Source organism: Elusimicrobiota bacterium, assembly GCA_016788905.1.
In the GTDB taxonomy this organism is placed as follows: domain Bacteria; phylum Elusimicrobiota; class Elusimicrobia; order FEN-1173; family FEN-1173; genus JADKHR01.
Window position 1 is genome coordinate 1 of record JAEURZ010000003.1, and the last position, 13921, is coordinate 13921.

At 50.5% G+C, this 13921-nt stretch carries 18 protein-coding genes and 1 tRNA gene; 16 read left to right on the forward strand and 3 right to left on the reverse strand.

All coding sequences use genetic code 11. The features are described 5' to 3' along the window. The first annotated feature begins 24 nt into the window (after positions 1-24). The 9 genes from JNK54_01680 to JNK54_01720 all read left to right on the forward strand — a co-directional run bounded on the left by JNK54_01680 (position 25) and on the right by JNK54_01720 (position 5881). On the forward strand, positions 25-660 hold the full coding sequence (locus JNK54_01680) for a tail fiber domain-containing protein (protein MBL8022982.1): 636 nt from the start codon (positions 25-27) through the stop codon (positions 658-660). 28 nt (positions 661-688) lie between these two features. Further along, positions 689-994 carry a hypothetical protein gene (locus tag JNK54_01685; GenBank protein MBL8022983.1) on the forward strand — a complete coding sequence of 102 codons (306 nt, stop codon included), beginning with the start codon at positions 689-691 and terminating at the stop codon, positions 992-994. 184 nt (positions 995-1178) lie between these two features. Beyond that, the gene (locus tag JNK54_01690; GenBank protein MBL8022984.1) at positions 1179-3326 is read left to right on the forward strand and encodes a hypothetical protein; all 2148 of its coding nucleotides are present in this window, start codon (positions 1179-1181) and stop codon (positions 3324-3326) included. A 9-nt stretch (positions 3327-3335) separates the two neighbouring features. Further along, positions 3336-3587, forward strand: a complete 252-nt coding sequence (locus tag JNK54_01695) for a hypothetical protein (GenBank protein MBL8022985.1) — start codon at positions 3336-3338, stop codon at positions 3585-3587. After that, complete coding sequence (locus JNK54_01700) at positions 3587-3805, forward strand: hypothetical protein (GenBank protein MBL8022986.1); 219 nt, start codon at positions 3587-3589, stop codon at positions 3803-3805. Before JNK54_01695 ends, JNK54_01700 begins: the two co-directional genes overlap by 1 nt. Positions 3806-3813: 8 nt before the next feature. Then, positions 3814-4200, forward strand: a complete 387-nt coding sequence (locus tag JNK54_01705; GenBank protein ID MBL8022987.1) for a hypothetical protein — start codon at positions 3814-3816, stop codon at positions 4198-4200. Between the two features lies 1 nt (position 4201). Continuing rightward, positions 4202-4609 (forward strand): hypothetical protein, encoded by a 408-nt coding sequence (locus JNK54_01710; GenBank protein MBL8022988.1) that lies wholly within the window; start codon positions 4202-4204, stop codon positions 4607-4609. Positions 4610-4735: 126 nt separating this feature from the next. Further along, positions 4736-5209, forward strand: a complete 474-nt coding sequence (locus JNK54_01715; protein MBL8022989.1) for an N-acetylmuramoyl-L-alanine amidase — start codon at positions 4736-4738, stop codon at positions 5207-5209. A 189-nt stretch (positions 5210-5398) separates the two neighbouring features. Next, positions 5399-5881: a hypothetical protein gene (locus JNK54_01720; protein ID MBL8022990.1), complete on the forward strand. Its 483-nt coding sequence runs from the start codon at positions 5399-5401 to the stop codon at positions 5879-5881. 150 nt (positions 5882-6031) lie between these two features. On the opposite strand, the gene JNK54_01725 is transcribed toward JNK54_01720, so the two are convergent. The 3 genes from JNK54_01725 to JNK54_01735 all read right to left on the reverse strand — a co-directional run bounded on the left by JNK54_01725 (position 6032) and on the right by JNK54_01735 (position 7723). Then, positions 6032-6113 (reverse strand) — tRNA-Leu (locus JNK54_01725). Positions 6114-6138: 25 nt separating this feature from the next. Continuing rightward, the gene (gene secG, locus JNK54_01730) at positions 6139-6525 is read right to left on the reverse strand and encodes a preprotein translocase subunit SecG (GenBank protein MBL8022991.1); all 387 of its coding nucleotides are present in this window, start codon (positions 6523-6525) and stop codon (positions 6139-6141) included. 10 nt (positions 6526-6535) lie between these two features. Further along, on the reverse strand, positions 6536-7723 hold the full coding sequence (locus tag JNK54_01735; protein ID MBL8022992.1) for a phosphoglycerate kinase: 1188 nt from the start codon (positions 7721-7723) through the stop codon (positions 6536-6538). A 148-nt stretch (positions 7724-7871) separates the two neighbouring features. On the opposite strand from JNK54_01735, the gene JNK54_01740 reads away from it, so the two are divergent. From JNK54_01740 to JNK54_01770, 7 genes are read left to right on the forward strand one after another with little or no spacing between them, the layout of a single operon-like run. Beyond that, entirely contained in the window at positions 7872-8360 is a 489-nt protein-coding gene (locus JNK54_01740) for an Rrf2 family transcriptional regulator (protein MBL8022993.1), read from the forward strand. Then, positions 8357-9133 carry a Fe-S cluster assembly ATPase SufC gene (gene sufC, locus JNK54_01745; GenBank protein ID MBL8022994.1) on the forward strand — a complete coding sequence of 259 codons (777 nt, stop codon included), beginning with the start codon at positions 8357-8359 and terminating at the stop codon, positions 9131-9133. Before JNK54_01740 ends, sufC begins: the two co-directional genes overlap by 4 nt. Next, complete coding sequence (gene sufB / locus JNK54_01750) at positions 9130-10545, forward strand: Fe-S cluster assembly protein SufB (GenBank protein MBL8022995.1); 1416 nt, start codon at positions 9130-9132, stop codon at positions 10543-10545. The genes sufC and sufB overlap by 4 nt, the downstream gene beginning before the upstream one ends. Continuing rightward, complete coding sequence (gene sufD / locus JNK54_01755; GenBank protein MBL8022996.1) at positions 10538-11884, forward strand: Fe-S cluster assembly protein SufD; 1347 nt, start codon at positions 10538-10540, stop codon at positions 11882-11884. Before sufB ends, sufD begins: the two co-directional genes overlap by 8 nt. Beyond that, positions 11877-12191, forward strand: coding sequence for a non-heme iron oxygenase ferredoxin subunit (locus tag JNK54_01760; GenBank protein MBL8022997.1), 315 nt, complete (start codon positions 11877-11879; stop codon positions 12189-12191). Before sufD ends, JNK54_01760 begins: the two co-directional genes overlap by 8 nt. Before the next feature lies 1 nt (position 12192). Next, on the forward strand, positions 12193-13461 hold the full coding sequence (locus JNK54_01765) for a cysteine desulfurase (protein ID MBL8022998.1): 1269 nt from the start codon (positions 12193-12195) through the stop codon (positions 13459-13461). Next, positions 13458-13916, forward strand: a complete 459-nt coding sequence (locus JNK54_01770) for an SUF system NifU family Fe-S cluster assembly protein (protein MBL8022999.1) — start codon at positions 13458-13460, stop codon at positions 13914-13916. The genes JNK54_01765 and JNK54_01770 overlap by 4 nt, the downstream gene beginning before the upstream one ends. Positions 13917-13921: the final 5 nt, after the last annotated feature.

Sequence of the window (13921 nt, forward strand, 5' to 3'; positions counted from 1 at the left end):
TCAAAACAAATTGACTTTTTTAATATGGCACTGAATGTGAGAAACGCTCTCGGTTCCCCTATGCAAGCCGTCAAAGCATCAAGATTTGGTTCCAGTTCATCTTCCCCGTGTCTTGTCCTTGGAACTAAATACAACGGGACCACAGTGGCTATAAATTACGATCCAATCAAAAACACAAGTGGGAGTTTCACAGGTGATGGTAGGGAATTATTACTTAGAAATGGGTTTGTAATCTTGACGCCGAATTCGGCGGAAACCGGATTCCATAAAATCATGACAGTGACGGATGGTAATGTGAGCATGGAAAGCGCATATAACCAAACAACCGCAAGCGCGGCAAATGTAAACGTCGATGCGACGGGTAACCTTAAAAGGTCCACATCATCCGCCCGATATAAAACAGACATTAAGCCATATGAAAAAGGCATGGAACACCTTGAGAAACTAAACCCTGTATCGTTTAAATCATTGAAAGAAGAAGACGGGCGGGAATTCGCTGGGCTCATAGCCGAAGAAGTGGACGCCTTAGGGATGAAAGAGTTTGTCGAGTATGACAAAGATGGAAGGCCGGATGCCTTGTATTACCAGAACATGATCGCCCTACTGATTAATTCAGTCAAGGAATTGAAAGCGCGGCTTGATAAAGCCGGGATAAAGTAATCGGATCTTAAAAACACAGGAGAATACCATGTCAACATACAACATACGTCAATATGATGCGTTCGGGATTAAATTAAGAGATAACAGCCAGGCCCAGCTGTCCGTTAGTGGGACGGCCGCGCAAACCGGAGTTTTTGCTTCCGATGGAATGTATGACATGTGGGCGGACATCGACGTTTTCGTTAAAGTCGCTCCCACGGCGAACGACGTTACGACATCGACGGGATACCTCATCCGTGCGAACAATACCGTGCCCGTGTTGGTTGGAGACGGCGACAGAATCGGAGCCATTGCGGCCGGATCGGGAACGCTTCGATTCCACAAAGTTAGCTAAGGAGATTTCAATGCGATTACGACAACGGTCTGGAATTACTGGCCCTAATGGGGCGTCACTAGAATATCCTCTTAGCACGGCGCGTTTCATCGCTCCGCTTAAGAACACTCTAATTCCGTCGGCTGGCTACGGCCCAGCTACGTTCACGCGGACGACCACGGCGACATACTTCGACAACGAAGGCATGTTAAAAGAAGTCCGTGCTGGTGCGGCTAGGTTTACAGGGGCAAGGCGAGTTAGTAATTCTTTTTCTTCTTCTGAGAATTTTACTACCTCTGAATTTTCAACATTGCGTTGCTCTGTCGCTATAGATAGCACGGTAGAAGGACCGTTGCCAACTATTAACAAGATAGTTGAAGATAACACAACTAATTCACACTTGATTATCTCTTCTGGTAAATGGTTAGTTAATAGAGCGATGACAGCGTCTTGCTATGTAAAGAAAGGGACAGCTCTCAAAGTATATATTGGAAGCACAACATCAGCGATAGGATGTTTCTTTAACCTTGACACTGGTTCTGTCGAGGGGACGATTGGATCTGCGTCCTGTTCAATATTATCTATAGGAGATGGATGGTATAGAATATATGTAACGATTACACCCCCAGTAACAGGAACTTTTGCTTTTGGCATATACAAGACATTTAACGCAGTATGGAATACTGCCACCAATTACACGGGAAGTAGTGAATTCGTTTATGCTACTGGGCTTCAAATTGAAGACGTTACCGGACAAGCAGACCAGAGCGCCAGCGAGTATGTTCATTCGGGCAGGGATAATACTAATTACTTAACTTATACTGATGACTTTGCCTCAAGCGCATGGATTAATACAAACATAACAATTACAAAAAATGCGATTGCAAACCCGATAGACGGACGAGTAAATGCAACTAAGGTTGAGGCTTCCGCCACTGCTTCCGGTACAGCATGCCGAGCAACTACAGCAGGGATAGCAGTATCTACGGGTATGACAGCGTGTATTTATGCGAAAAAAGGATCTGGTGCAAATCACGCTAACATATTTAACCTATACAACCTAACATCTGGTAGCACAATTATTTATGCCTCATTAAATTACGACACAGGGTTCGTGACAGGAGTAGGTGCAACAGCAACCGACTTAGGTAACGGATGGTGGTTTGTTGTTCTCAGCTCTGCGACAGGTTTTTCTACTGGGGACGTGGTTCGTCTTTTTGTCGGGTATCCATCAATATCTGCTAATGCTGGGGAACATGCCTATTTCTATGGTCCTACTATTATGCGTGGTGTAGTAGCTACCCCATCATACACGCCAGTCGGTGCGGCCTATGATCCACATGGTTCAGGGGTTGATGGCGTGAAATACTTCAACACCAACAAAGACGGAACGCCTATCGCCTCTGGATATCTAAAAGGATATCTAAACGAGGGTGCTAGAACGAATAATCTATTGTGGTGTCGTGACCTGACAAATGCGGCGTGGGTTAAGACTACCATGACAACCGCTCTTACTTCTACAGGGATTGATGGTCAAGCGAGTGCGTCAACACTGTTAACGGCGACTGCTGGAAATGCAACATGTTTACAAACATTCACGATGGCATCGGCGGCGAGGACATTTTCGGCGTACGTTAAGCGGATTACAGGAACGGGAACGGTTAATATTACGCGAGATAACGGAACAAGTTGGACGGATATTACAGCTTTGTTATCAACGTCGGCTTATACACGTGTGAATATTCTTGGAACGTCTGTTACAAATCCTACGTGTGGGTTTCGGATAGTTACTAATGGCGACGCTATCGACGTTGATTATTGTCAGGATGAATCAGATTCTTTTGCAACTAATCCTATCTCAACCACTACCGTAGCGGTTACAAGAAATTCTGATTTGCTTTATTATTATTCTGCAAACAATATATCATTCACTGCAGGGTCTGCTTTATGTAACTTTTCCACAGAGGATGCCGGATCATTAACTAGTAGACAGATGACTACTCTTGCTACTGAAACTAACGGCAAGATAATTTACAGTAATCCGGGAGATTCTCATGGACTGATCCGTACATATGATGGTACTAATGTTTTGAGTAGTTTAGGTACATTTCGGAACGATAGAATACTTAAAAAAGCCACAGTCAGTTGGAGTGGAACAACATTAACAAATATTAGCGAAGGATCTCTGTCAGTTTCTTCTGGTGCTTTTAATGGAACTATGGGGAGTGGATCATATTTATATATTGGAACGTTTTCAACTGCAACCGGTTCTGTCCTTTTTGGAAATATAAAAGATGTTTATATTTGGTCGAATGCTTTAACTAATAATCAAATGCGTCAAATAGTAGCGTAAGGGGGAACAATGAGAAACTACATAGCAACACTTAATAACATGGTGTTTGTCCCTCCTGGGAGCATTTACAGGGGGAGCAAGAAATTTGACTTCATTGTGGACGATGACAAGTTGCCGGAAGTCTGCAAAGAAAAGCTGTTAGAGGTTGACGAAACTGCGGCGGTAAAGTTTAAAAAAGGTGGGGAGAGTACAAAGACAAGAACCGAATTAAAGAAAGCCGGACAGCCAGAAGGTAAGGGCAAACCGCCAAAGGTGAGATAATGAAAAGAATAATTTATGAGCCAGGCGTTGATGAGTATATCCCCGAAGGTGGTGTTTATTACAATCTTCCTGTTATGAACAAAGACGTGATAGACATTATTGTTGAAGATGACTTTGAGACGACGGGAACGGTTTACTACGATAGCGTGTTACAGCCAACATTGACGGAGCCGTTCAAACATCATTTCGCGGGGTGGGAACCCGTTGTAGTCGTCTAATAGTCTAAATGGCGAACCAGGACACCGGGGAACCGGACGATGAACAGTGGCCGTCTAAGCTATGGAAGGCCATTAATATAAACATGAACAAAAACGAATTGATTGAAGCACGTATGAACACGGTGGAGAACGCCATGGAGGATACCGGGCGGCGGAACGCGGATATCCACCGGAAACTGGAAACGATCACAGACAAACTAGAGCTTGTTTTGATAAACCAAGAAAAGGCATCTATAAGGATAGAGAATAACAAGCGCGAGATTGAGAGATTGTGGGCATTCCCGTTGAAAATAACGGCTGTGATTGTTGCGGTCGGCGGGGCGTCGGCGGTGGTGTTTCAATTCGTTACTTGGCTTATGTCAAATTCCAGCGTAGGTAAAATGCCTAACCATTAATATGAAAAAGTTCATCCTTAAATCTATTCATGTGATTTTGGCTCTACTCGGATTTGTTATCTGGGGAGTGGCAAACGCATTTTATTCAGTATGTATAGGATTGTCATTGATTGCGGACCGTGTAATTCCAGGAGCGAGCAAGGGGAATTGTTGGTCATATACGTTTGCGCGATGGTGGAAATATGGGGGATATCTTGCAATCCGGAAGGCGGACGGTAATGGATTTATGAAATTCCTCCCTCTCCCCCATGTCCTATGGCTGAAACGGATTGATTGGAAATTCGCAGATGTCGAACAGCTTATTCCTAAAGTCAGGAAACATTCAAAATGGTTCCCGTGGTATTCGATCTATTTTGACGGGAAAGTAATAAATAAAGAGTTCAGGCACGACGCGACAATACCACAATGATAGAGGGGTCTCCCATTCAAATTTGTGGGCAATGTGGTAGCCCTGAATTTTCGATGATAACTAAGACTTGCCCTCAGTGCGAACGTGACGCATGGGCCATTTATTCGACGATCCGGAGGCCGACAGATGGAACCCTTAAAGAGCCGATCCAACCAGAAGAAATATATAATCCTCCATCACAGTGTTAGCGCGGACCACCCAACACTTTCTAACGTCGGGGCCATTCGGAACTACCACGTAAACGTTAATGGGTGGGTGGACGTCGGATACCATTTCCTTTTGGACCGAATCAACGGGCACCTCGAAATCGTTTGTGGCCGGATGCTGGACGAGCGCGGGGCGCACTGTAAAGAGCTTGACTTTAACGCATCAGGGATTGGGATATGCGTAATTGGGAACTTCGACCAAGAGCCGCCACCGCTGGACACACTTGCCACATTAAGACACCTTTGCAGATCACTTATGAACCAGAACATCATCACGGCAGACAGGGTCCTTGGGCACCGGGAAGCGCAGGCCATGGGTGGCGTCCCCGTTGAGCAAAGGAAATCGTGCCCTGGCAAGGCGTGGGACATGGGCGCATTCCGAGATTCGCTATGAGTAAACTTGGTGAGATCATCCTCTTTGAAGAATCTCGAAAGGTAGGATTCGGATTTCACATTTACGTCGTTTCTACCGCCCTTTTAATCGCAAAGCTAATATCTCCAAACGAATGGCTAACATGCATTTTCCTCGCGTCTACATTGATCGGCGGGGGGACGGTTATCGACACCTATCTCAAGGGGAAAAATGGTTCTACTCCTCCTGAAAAGCATTAACAAGATAGGATGGAAGCGCGTTGGGGCCATAGGGGCCGCCGGGGCTTTCGTCCTTCTCCTGATTTACTGCTACCTCCAACACATCGCCCTTAAACAAAACCAGCTAATTTACCAGAATCCAGCGGTGGTTGAGAAGGTGAAGACCGTTCGAGTTGAGGGACCAGTTCGCATCGTTACCCGTACCATCGAAACCCCTGGGAGGGTTGAGAGGGTGGTGACGGAGGAGCGGGGACCTGTTTCAGTTATTAAGGAATCCTTAAGAGATGAGACCCCGGTATTTCCGCCAGTCCCGCGCTCTGATAGGTGGATTGCCGGGATTGCGGGGAACCCGTTTAGCTACCGGGATTCCAGGTATTGGGCGGGGTATGCGGGGTATTCGTTTCGGAATAGGTTTGACCTTATGGGCGGGGTGAATTCAGGGCGTCCTTCGGTTCTTTTTACCATTAGATTTTAGTGGGGAGAATGGTGGGGACTTTGTGGGAAAGGTGGTGGCTGGTGGTGGTGTATGTTGGAAATTTGGGAATTGCGGATTTTGGGTTTTAGCGAAGAATCCCGGCCCGTCTTCCGTCGAAGATCGGGCCTGCCGTCGATCTCATGTCCAGCGTGCGCGGGGGGGGACTTGAACCCCCACGCCTCTCGGCTTACGCACCTCAAGCGTACGCGTCTGCCAATTTCGCCACCCGCGCACGCTGGACACGAAAAATCAGGATGTCATTTTTTCGTTGGGGGTTCCGCCGTTTTGGGTGCGGTTGGGAGTGTTGTCTTCTCCGCGGGCACGGCCGTTCCTTTAGGTGTCGTCTCCGCTTCCGTCACATTTTCCTGAGACGTCGGAATGGCAAACTCCCGTGTCACTGTTCGAACGCCTCTCCGTGACCCCAAATAAGTTAAAAAGAGGGACGAAATGAAAAAAGCCACGGCAAACCCCGTTGTGACCTTTCGAATAAATTGAGACCCGGAGGGGGCCGAAAAAACAGCGTCGCTTCCCCCTCCCCCGAAAATACCGGAAAATCCTGCTCCTTTCCCTGACTGCAAGAGAACCACCAAAATGACCAAAACGCACGCCACCACATGGATTGAAAGAATAACACTAAAGAGCATGGGAAGTCCCCTAGTTGAGGGCGGACACGCCCGGGAGTTCCTTTCCTTCCAGGAACTCCAACGAGGCGCCGCCACCCGTCGATATGTGTGAAATCTTTTCCGCCAGACCCGTGGATTGAACCGCCGCGACACTGTCCCCTCCGCCCACGACAACGGTGGTCCCTTTGGAGGCGGCGTCGGCAGCCAGTTTGGCGACTTCCCGTGTGCCACGCGCGTAACGGTCCACTTCGAAAATTCCCATGGGGCCGTTCCAGAAAATGGTTTTGGCTGAGGCAATCGAAGCGGTAAGGTTTTGGATTGATTTGGTCGCGATATCCACCCCGATGAGATCATTAGGGATATTGGCGTCATCGGTTTCAATGGCGGAATCTGGGGCGTCAATGGAAGAAACGACCAAATGGTCTTTCGGCAGAAGGACCTTAACCCCTTTGGTTTCCGCGGAGAGGAGGAGCTTCTTTGCGGTTTCCGCTTTTTCGGCTTCCACGAGGGATTTCCCAATTTTTATCCCTTGGGATTTAAGGAAGGTGTAGGCCATGGCGCCGCCGATGACCAGGGTGTCCACCTTATCAAGGAGTTTTTCCAATACTTCGATTTTGTCCGAGACTTTTGCCCCGCCCACGATCGCCAGAAAGGGTTTCGCGGGGTTGTTTTTAATGCGGCCAAGAAATTCCAATTCTTTGAGGAGTAAGAAACCCGCCGCGCTGGGAAGAAGTTTTGGGATCCCCGCGGTGCTGGCGTGGGCCCGGTGGACCGCACCAAAGGCGTCTTGAACAAAGAGGTCCGCAAGGCCGGAAAGGGCTTTGGCAAAAGCGGGGTCGTTTTTCTCTTCTTCTCCGTGAAAACGCAGGTTTTCCAGGAGTAGGACATCACCGTCTTGAAGATTTTTCGAAGCCGATTCCGCGGCGGGCCCCACGCAATCGGCAGCAAACGCCACGGGTTTCTTAAGGATTTGAGAAAGGTGTTGTGCCACAGGAGCAAGGGTGTATTTGGGGTTGGCTGTGCCCTTGGGGCGCCCTAAATGGGAAACGAGGATAACCCGAGCACCGTTTTGTATCAAGTGGGTAATGGTCGGGAGCGCACCGCGGACCCGGGTGTCGTCTTTCACGACCCCTTTTTCCATAGGGACGTTGAAATCCACGCGAACCATGACGCGCTTGCCCTTCACATCCAAATCTTTCACTGATTTGAGCTGTCCCATATTAAAACCTCCCCAGGATCGTTCAAGAAGTGGCTATGCTACAATTCTCGATGGAAAATGTAAAGGCCACTAATCTTGACGAATTAGTCATATATCATGTAATATACCTCTGTAAGAGTAAGATTTCGATTTTTGAGGAGCCGGATTTATGCGCGTCACCGCCATGCAGGAATATGGCCTTCGTTGTATGTTGCAGATTGCGGCGCACAAGTTACCCTCGCCTCTCCCTGTGCGCGAGATCGCTCGACGCGAGCATTTAACCCCTGTTTACGTTGAGAAAATATTGGTCAATTTGCGACGGGCCGGGCTGGTGAAGAGTTTGCGGGGAGTGAACGGGGGGTACATTATGGCTGGGAAGCCTGCGGATATTTCGGTTGGGGCTGTCCTTTCGGCTTTGGGGCAAGTGGATTTGGGAAAAGATCTTTGCCGTCGTTTTACAGGAAACACATCAACCTGTGTTCACACGGGGGGGTGCAGTATTCGCCCTATTTGGGGACTTTTAACCCGTTATATTTACGGTTTTCTGGAGAAGATCAACCTTGAGCAATTGCTCAAAGAGGAGGCCCGTGTGGTGGAAGATATCAATGAAATCGGAACCCAGGCAACTCATTCAATGGGTGAGAAGGTCGTTTCATGAACACGCCCTTCTTTGAAATTAAAGATTTACATGTTTCGGTGGAGGGTAAGAAAATTCTTCACGGGCTCAATTTACGGGTGGGTGCGGGGGAAATTCACGCCATGATGGGACCGAACGGTTCGGGAAAAAGCACCCTTTCCTATGCGGTCTTGGGGCACCCGCGGTATAAGATCGAGTCCGGGGATATTCTTCTTAACGGTGAAAGCCTGTTGGCACTTAAAACGAATGAGCGGGCCATCAAAGGACTTTTCCTCGGGTTCCAGTATCCTGTCTCGGTTCCGGGCGTGAGCGTGGTCAACTTCCTTCGAACGGCCATGAAGAATCGCCGGGGACAAGACATTGCGCTTAAGGATTTTCGAAAAGAACTGAAAGAAAACATGAAAATTCTTAAAATGGACACGGCTTTTGCCAACCGCTATCTCAATGAGGGCTTTTCCGGAGGGGAGAAAAAGCGCTTGGAAATCCTCCAGATGGCGCTCCTGCAACCGGTGATGGCCATTCTGGATGAGACCGATTCGGGGTTAGATATCGATGCCTTGAAGATTGTGGCGGAGGGCATCAACCGTTTGGCCAACCCCAGCCGAGGAATTTTGTTGATCACCCACTACCAACGATTGCTCGGATACGTCAAACCGCAATTTGTCCATGTCCTTTCCGCAGGAACCATCGTTCGGTCCGGCGGGGCGGACCTGGCTCTGGAATTGGAAAGCAAAGGATACGAATGGATTACCGGCGCTGTACCAGTTGCCGGGGGATCCCTGGTGGCCTCATGACAGAAAAACCCGATCTCAAAACTCTAGGGCAGGACTACCAGTATGGGTTCCATGATTCCATGGAGAATTACACGTTTCAATCGGGCCGGGGGCTGACGCGAGAAATTGTTGAAAGCATTTCCTCCATGAAGAAGGAACCGGCCTGGATGCGCGAGTTTCGGTTGAACGCTCTCGATACTTTCTTGAAAAAACCCATGCCGACGTGGGCGGATTCTCCGAGTTTGGCCAAGATCGATTTTGACAATATCCACTACTACATGAAACCCACGGACAAACAGGGAAAAACCTGGGAAGAAGTTCCGGAGGGCATTAAAAACACCTTTGATCGTTTGGGTATTCCCGAAGCCGAGCGAAAATTTCTCGCGGGGGTTACAGCTCAATACGAATCGGAGGTTGTTTATCATTCGTTGCGTGAAGATTTGCAGAAGTTGGGGGTGGCTTTCCTCAGCATGGACGATGGACTGAAACAGTATCCGGACATCGTCAAAAAATATTTTGCCACAGTGATCCCCACGGCGGACAATAAGTTTTCTGCGCTCAATTCCGCTGTCTGGTCTGGCGGCTCCTTTATTTATGTCCCCAAGGGAGTCAGCGTTCCCATTCCGCTTCAAGCCTATTTCCGAATTAATTCGGAGAACATGGGCCAATTCGAGCGGACGTTGATCATTGCGGATGAAGGATCTTTCGTGCATTACATCGAGGGGTGTACGGCGCCGACCTATTCGTCGGATTCGCTCCATTCCGCCGTGGTGGAGTTGATCGCTCTTCCCGGGGCCAAAATTCGGTACACCACGATCCAGAACTGGTCCAAAAACGTTTTCAATTTAGTGACCAAACGCGCGGTGGCCCACAAAAACGCCACCGTCGAATGGATCGACGGGAATTTAGGGTCCCAGCTCACCATGAAGTATCCCGCCATCTATTTGATGGGGGAGGGGGCCCGCGGGGAAGTTCTCTCCGTGGCGTTCTCCGGCAAAGATCAACACCAGGATGCCGGGTCAAAAATTGTTCATGGGGCTCCCAACACCACAAGCGTGGTGACCTCCAAATCCATATCCAAAGAAGGGGGGCGATCCAGCTACCGCGGTCTTGTGAAAGTGGTGCGGGGCGCCACCGGGTGCAAGTCCAACGTTCGGTGTGACGCGCTTCTTTTAGATGAAAAGTCCCGTTCCGATACGTATCCGACCATCGAAATTGATGAAGAGGATGTGTCCATGGGTCACGAGGCCACGGTATCGAAGATTGGGGAAGAGCAGCTCTTCTATCTTCAAAGTCGGGGTTTGAGCGAACACGAAGCGACACTGATGATCGTGAACGGATTTTTTGAGCCGTTCACCAAAGAACTTCCCATGGAATACGCGGTGGAATTAAACCGTCTCTTGGAAATGGAAATGGAGGGGTCCGTTGGCTGAACCATCCGACGTCATGGAACCGGTTTCAACATCGGCGGGGTTCTCCCGGGAGTTGTTGGCGGCGCTCGTGGCCGGAGGAAACGAAACCTCCGACCTTTCTGTATTCCGCTGTGATGCTTTTGAACGGTTTGAAAAGACACCCTGGCCCACGAAGGAAGACGAAGCCTGGCGGCGTACGGATCTTTCAGGTTTAAATTTGAATGGATTCGCCTTGGCGCCGGCGTCGGGGGAAACGCTGGCGGAGATTCCCGTGGCGTTTACGGAATTTGTGAGCCCAACGGATTCCTTGGTTCTGTGGGGCCCCAACGGTGTCCATCGACGTTCTCCAGCGGAATCGCTGGGCTCCGGGGTTGTTTTCCTCAGTTTGGCCGAGGCCCTTCGTCAATGTCCCGAGCTCGTTTGGCCTCATTTGGGCAAAGTGGTTTCCCCTTCGAACGGGAAGTTCGCGGGGTTGTCCACGGCGTTTTGGAATCGCGGTCTTTTCGTTTATGTCCCCAAGGGTGTTGACGCGGGTGTTGTTCTTCGGGGGGGCTACGCTCCTCATTTGGCGGCGGGAGAGTCCGCGGTCACGCGCACGCTGATCGTGGCCGAGCCGGGATCTCGCTTGACCTATATGGAAGATTACGCGGCGTCGGGACCTGAAGGAGATGGGGATGCCCTTTCGGTGGCGGGTGTCGAAATTGTGGTGGGGGAAAACGCCGAGGTGAGCTACGTGAATCTCCAACACCATGAGCGGTCCGTCAATCATTTCCTTTTTCAGAACGCGCGGTTGGCCCGGGACGCTCGGTTAACCACCGTCGCTGTGGCGTTGGGCGGGAAACTCTCCCGGGCCGATTTCGGGTCCCAACTCCAGGGGCCAGGGGCTGACGCTAAACTGTACGGATTGGTTTTTGGTGAGGGAGACCAACGTTTTACTCATCACACACGCCAGGAACATCAGGCTTCCCGAACAACGAGTGATCTTCTTTTTAAAGCCGCCTTGATGGATCAATCGAGGTCCATTTTTACGGGAATGATTCGTATTGAAAAAGAGGCGACGAAATCCGAGGCCTACATGGCGTCGAAGAATATTTTGTTGTCAGGTCAAGCGCGGGCCAACGCCATTCCCATGCTGGAAATATTGACAGACGATGTGAAGTGCGGTCATGGGGCGGCGGTGGGGGGGCTGGAAGAAGATCAACGCTTCTACCTGATGAGTCGGGGTCTGGATCGGCTCGAGGCCGAACGGGCCATGGTGGAAGGTTTTTTTGAGGACGTGCTTCAGCGGGCCCCGGTGCCGGCCTTGCACGAGCGGCTCCGTTCGGCCATCGATGAAAAGTTGAGCCGAGATCATGGGTGATTATTTCACGGTGGCCCGTTTGGATCAGGTCCCTCCGGGGGTCCTTAAAGTTTTTCGCGTGAGGGGACGGCGCATTGCCATGAGTCAAGTGGATGGCGCCTTTTACGCCATCGATGATCTCTGCTCCCACGACGAGGGGCCTTTGGGTGAAGGTGTTCTCCATGGGGACGAAGTGGAATGTCCCCGCCACGGGGCGCGCTTCAGTGTTAAAAGCGGGGCGGCCCTCCGCATGCCTGCGGTGGTCCCGGTGAAATGCCATAAAGTCCGAGTGGACGGACAAAACATTCAAGTTAAATTGGAAGATTAATATGAAATCAAACGGTCAACGCCCTGTCGCTTTTGATCCCGCCGTGGCTCGGCTGGATTTCCCGATCCTGTCCCGGCGCATTCACGGAAAACCTCTGGTTTATCTGGACAACGCGGCCACCACACAAAAACCCATGTCGGTCATAATGTCCATGACCGCCTACTACGAGCGAACCAACGCCAACGTTCACCGGGGGGTGCACACCCTTTCCCAGGAAGCCACGTCTCTCATGGAAGAGTCCCGGGCCCGGGTGGCCCGTTTCATTGGGGCTGACGATCCGGCCACGGTGATCTTTACTCGAAACGCGACGGAATCCATTAATCTGGTGGCTTACGCCTGGGGCCGCCGCAACCTAAAGGCCGGGGATGAAATTTTGTTGACCGAATTGGAACACCACTCGAACCTGATCCCCTGGCAGTTGGTGGCGCGGGACACGGGGGCGGTGTTGAAGTTTATCCCCATCACCGGTCGGGACGGCGTGTTGGATTTGGATCGCTTGCCTCAACTCCTCACCACACGAACGAAAATCTTGGCTGTGACCCACGCCTCAAACGCTCTGGGCACCATTAACCCCGTTGAAGAATTGGCGCGGCGTGCCCGGGCGGTGGGGGCCCTCGTGTTAATTGATGGAGCCCAATCCGTTCCCCACTTGCCTGTAGACGTGAAAACCCTGGGCTGTGATTTCCTGGCTTTCTCTTCCCACAAGATGCTGGGTCCGAACGGGTTGGGAGTCCTCTGGGGGCGGCGGAGTCTATTGGAATCCATGGAACCTTTTTTAGGTGGCGGGGACATGATCAAGGAAGTCTGGACCGATCACGCCACCTGGAACGATCTCCCCTATAAATTCGAAGCGGGAACGCCGAATATTACCGGGGCCATCGCGTTGGGTGAGGCCGTGGACTACCTGAACCGGATGGGGATGGACCGTATCCGAGCTCACGAGATTGAGCTGACGGGCTACGCCCTCCAACGTTTGAAAGAACGCTTTCCTGAAATTATTCTTTACGGCCCGTCGGATCCCACGCAACGTGGTGGTGTCATCAGCTTTGATCTTCCCGGTGTCCATTCCCATGATGTGGGGACCATTTTGGATCGCGAAGGAGTGGCCATTCGGGCGGGCCACCATTGTTGCCAAGTCCTCATGCGGAAACTGGAGATTTCTGGAACCGCTCGCGCCAGTTTTTATTTGTACAACACCCGGGAAGAAGTGGACGCCTTGGTTCGTTCGTTGGAAGAGGTGGAACGTCTTTTTGGTGTGGGGGTCCGATGACCGATGATCTTTATCGGGAAGTGATCTTAGATCACTACCGACATCCGCGGAACATGGGAAAAATCCCGACTCCGGATATTTGTGTGAATGGGGTGAATCCTCTTTGCGGGGACGCCATTGAACTGACCTTTCTGGTGCGGGACGGGCGTATTGACGATATCAAAATGGCGGGCAACGGATGTTCCATTTCCCAGTCGTCGGCGTCGATGATGACGGAGGCGCTGAAAGGGAAAAGTTTAACGGATTCGGCCGGTTTGGCGGACGCGTTCAAGAAGATGATGTTGGAGAATGCTCCCGCTGACCAGCTTCCAGAAGATCTGGAAGAGTTGGCCTCGCTCGAAGGGGTTCGTAAATACCCAGTCCGGATCAAATGCGCTCTGTTGGCGTGGAACACCTTTCTCCAGGGACTCAAGGAATTCGAAGATAAAAAAACGCAGTCACCGATTCAAGGATAGGGGGA

Bases quoted from the DNA above. Each gene is read 5' to 3' on its own strand.
- JNK54_01735 (MBL8022992.1), bottom strand. From the start codon at position 7,723: ATGGGACAGCTCAAATCAGTGAAAGATTTGGATGTGAAGGGCAAGCGC.
- secG (MBL8022991.1), bottom strand. From the start codon at position 6,525: ATGCTCTTTAGTGTTATTCTTTCAATCCATGTGGTGGCGTGCGTTTTG.
- JNK54_01715 (MBL8022989.1), top strand. From the start codon at position 4,736: ATGGAACCCTTAAAGAGCCGATCCAACCAGAAGAAATATATAATCCTC.
- JNK54_01765 (MBL8022998.1), top strand. From the start codon at position 12,193: ATGAAATCAAACGGTCAACGCCCTGTCGCTTTTGATCCCGCCGTGGCT.
- sufC (MBL8022994.1), top strand. From the start codon at position 8,357: ATGAACACGCCCTTCTTTGAAATTAAAGATTTACATGTTTCGGTGGAG.
- JNK54_01700 (MBL8022986.1), top strand. From the start codon at position 3,587: ATGAAAAGAATAATTTATGAGCCAGGCGTTGATGAGTATATCCCCGAA.
- JNK54_01705 (MBL8022987.1), top strand. From the start codon at position 3,814: ATGGCGAACCAGGACACCGGGGAACCGGACGATGAACAGTGGCCGTCT.
- sufB (MBL8022995.1), top strand. From the start codon at position 9,130: ATGACAGAAAAACCCGATCTCAAAACTCTAGGGCAGGACTACCAGTAT.
- JNK54_01770 (MBL8022999.1), top strand. From the start codon at position 13,458: ATGACCGATGATCTTTATCGGGAAGTGATCTTAGATCACTACCGACAT.
- JNK54_01685 (MBL8022983.1), top strand. From the start codon at position 689: ATGTCAACATACAACATACGTCAATATGATGCGTTCGGGATTAAATTA.
- JNK54_01695 (MBL8022985.1), top strand. From the start codon at position 3,336: ATGAGAAACTACATAGCAACACTTAATAACATGGTGTTTGTCCCTCCT.
- JNK54_01760 (MBL8022997.1), top strand. From the start codon at position 11,877: ATGGGTGATTATTTCACGGTGGCCCGTTTGGATCAGGTCCCTCCGGGG.
- JNK54_01720 (MBL8022990.1), top strand. From the start codon at position 5,399: ATGGTTCTACTCCTCCTGAAAAGCATTAACAAGATAGGATGGAAGCGC.
- JNK54_01710 (MBL8022988.1), top strand. From the start codon at position 4,202: ATGAAAAAGTTCATCCTTAAATCTATTCATGTGATTTTGGCTCTACTC.
- JNK54_01680 (MBL8022982.1), top strand. From the start codon at position 25: ATGGCACTGAATGTGAGAAACGCTCTCGGTTCCCCTATGCAAGCCGTC.
- JNK54_01690 (MBL8022984.1), top strand. From the start codon at position 1,179: ATGTTAAAAGAAGTCCGTGCTGGTGCGGCTAGGTTTACAGGGGCAAGG.
- JNK54_01740 (MBL8022993.1), top strand. From the start codon at position 7,872: ATGCGCGTCACCGCCATGCAGGAATATGGCCTTCGTTGTATGTTGCAG.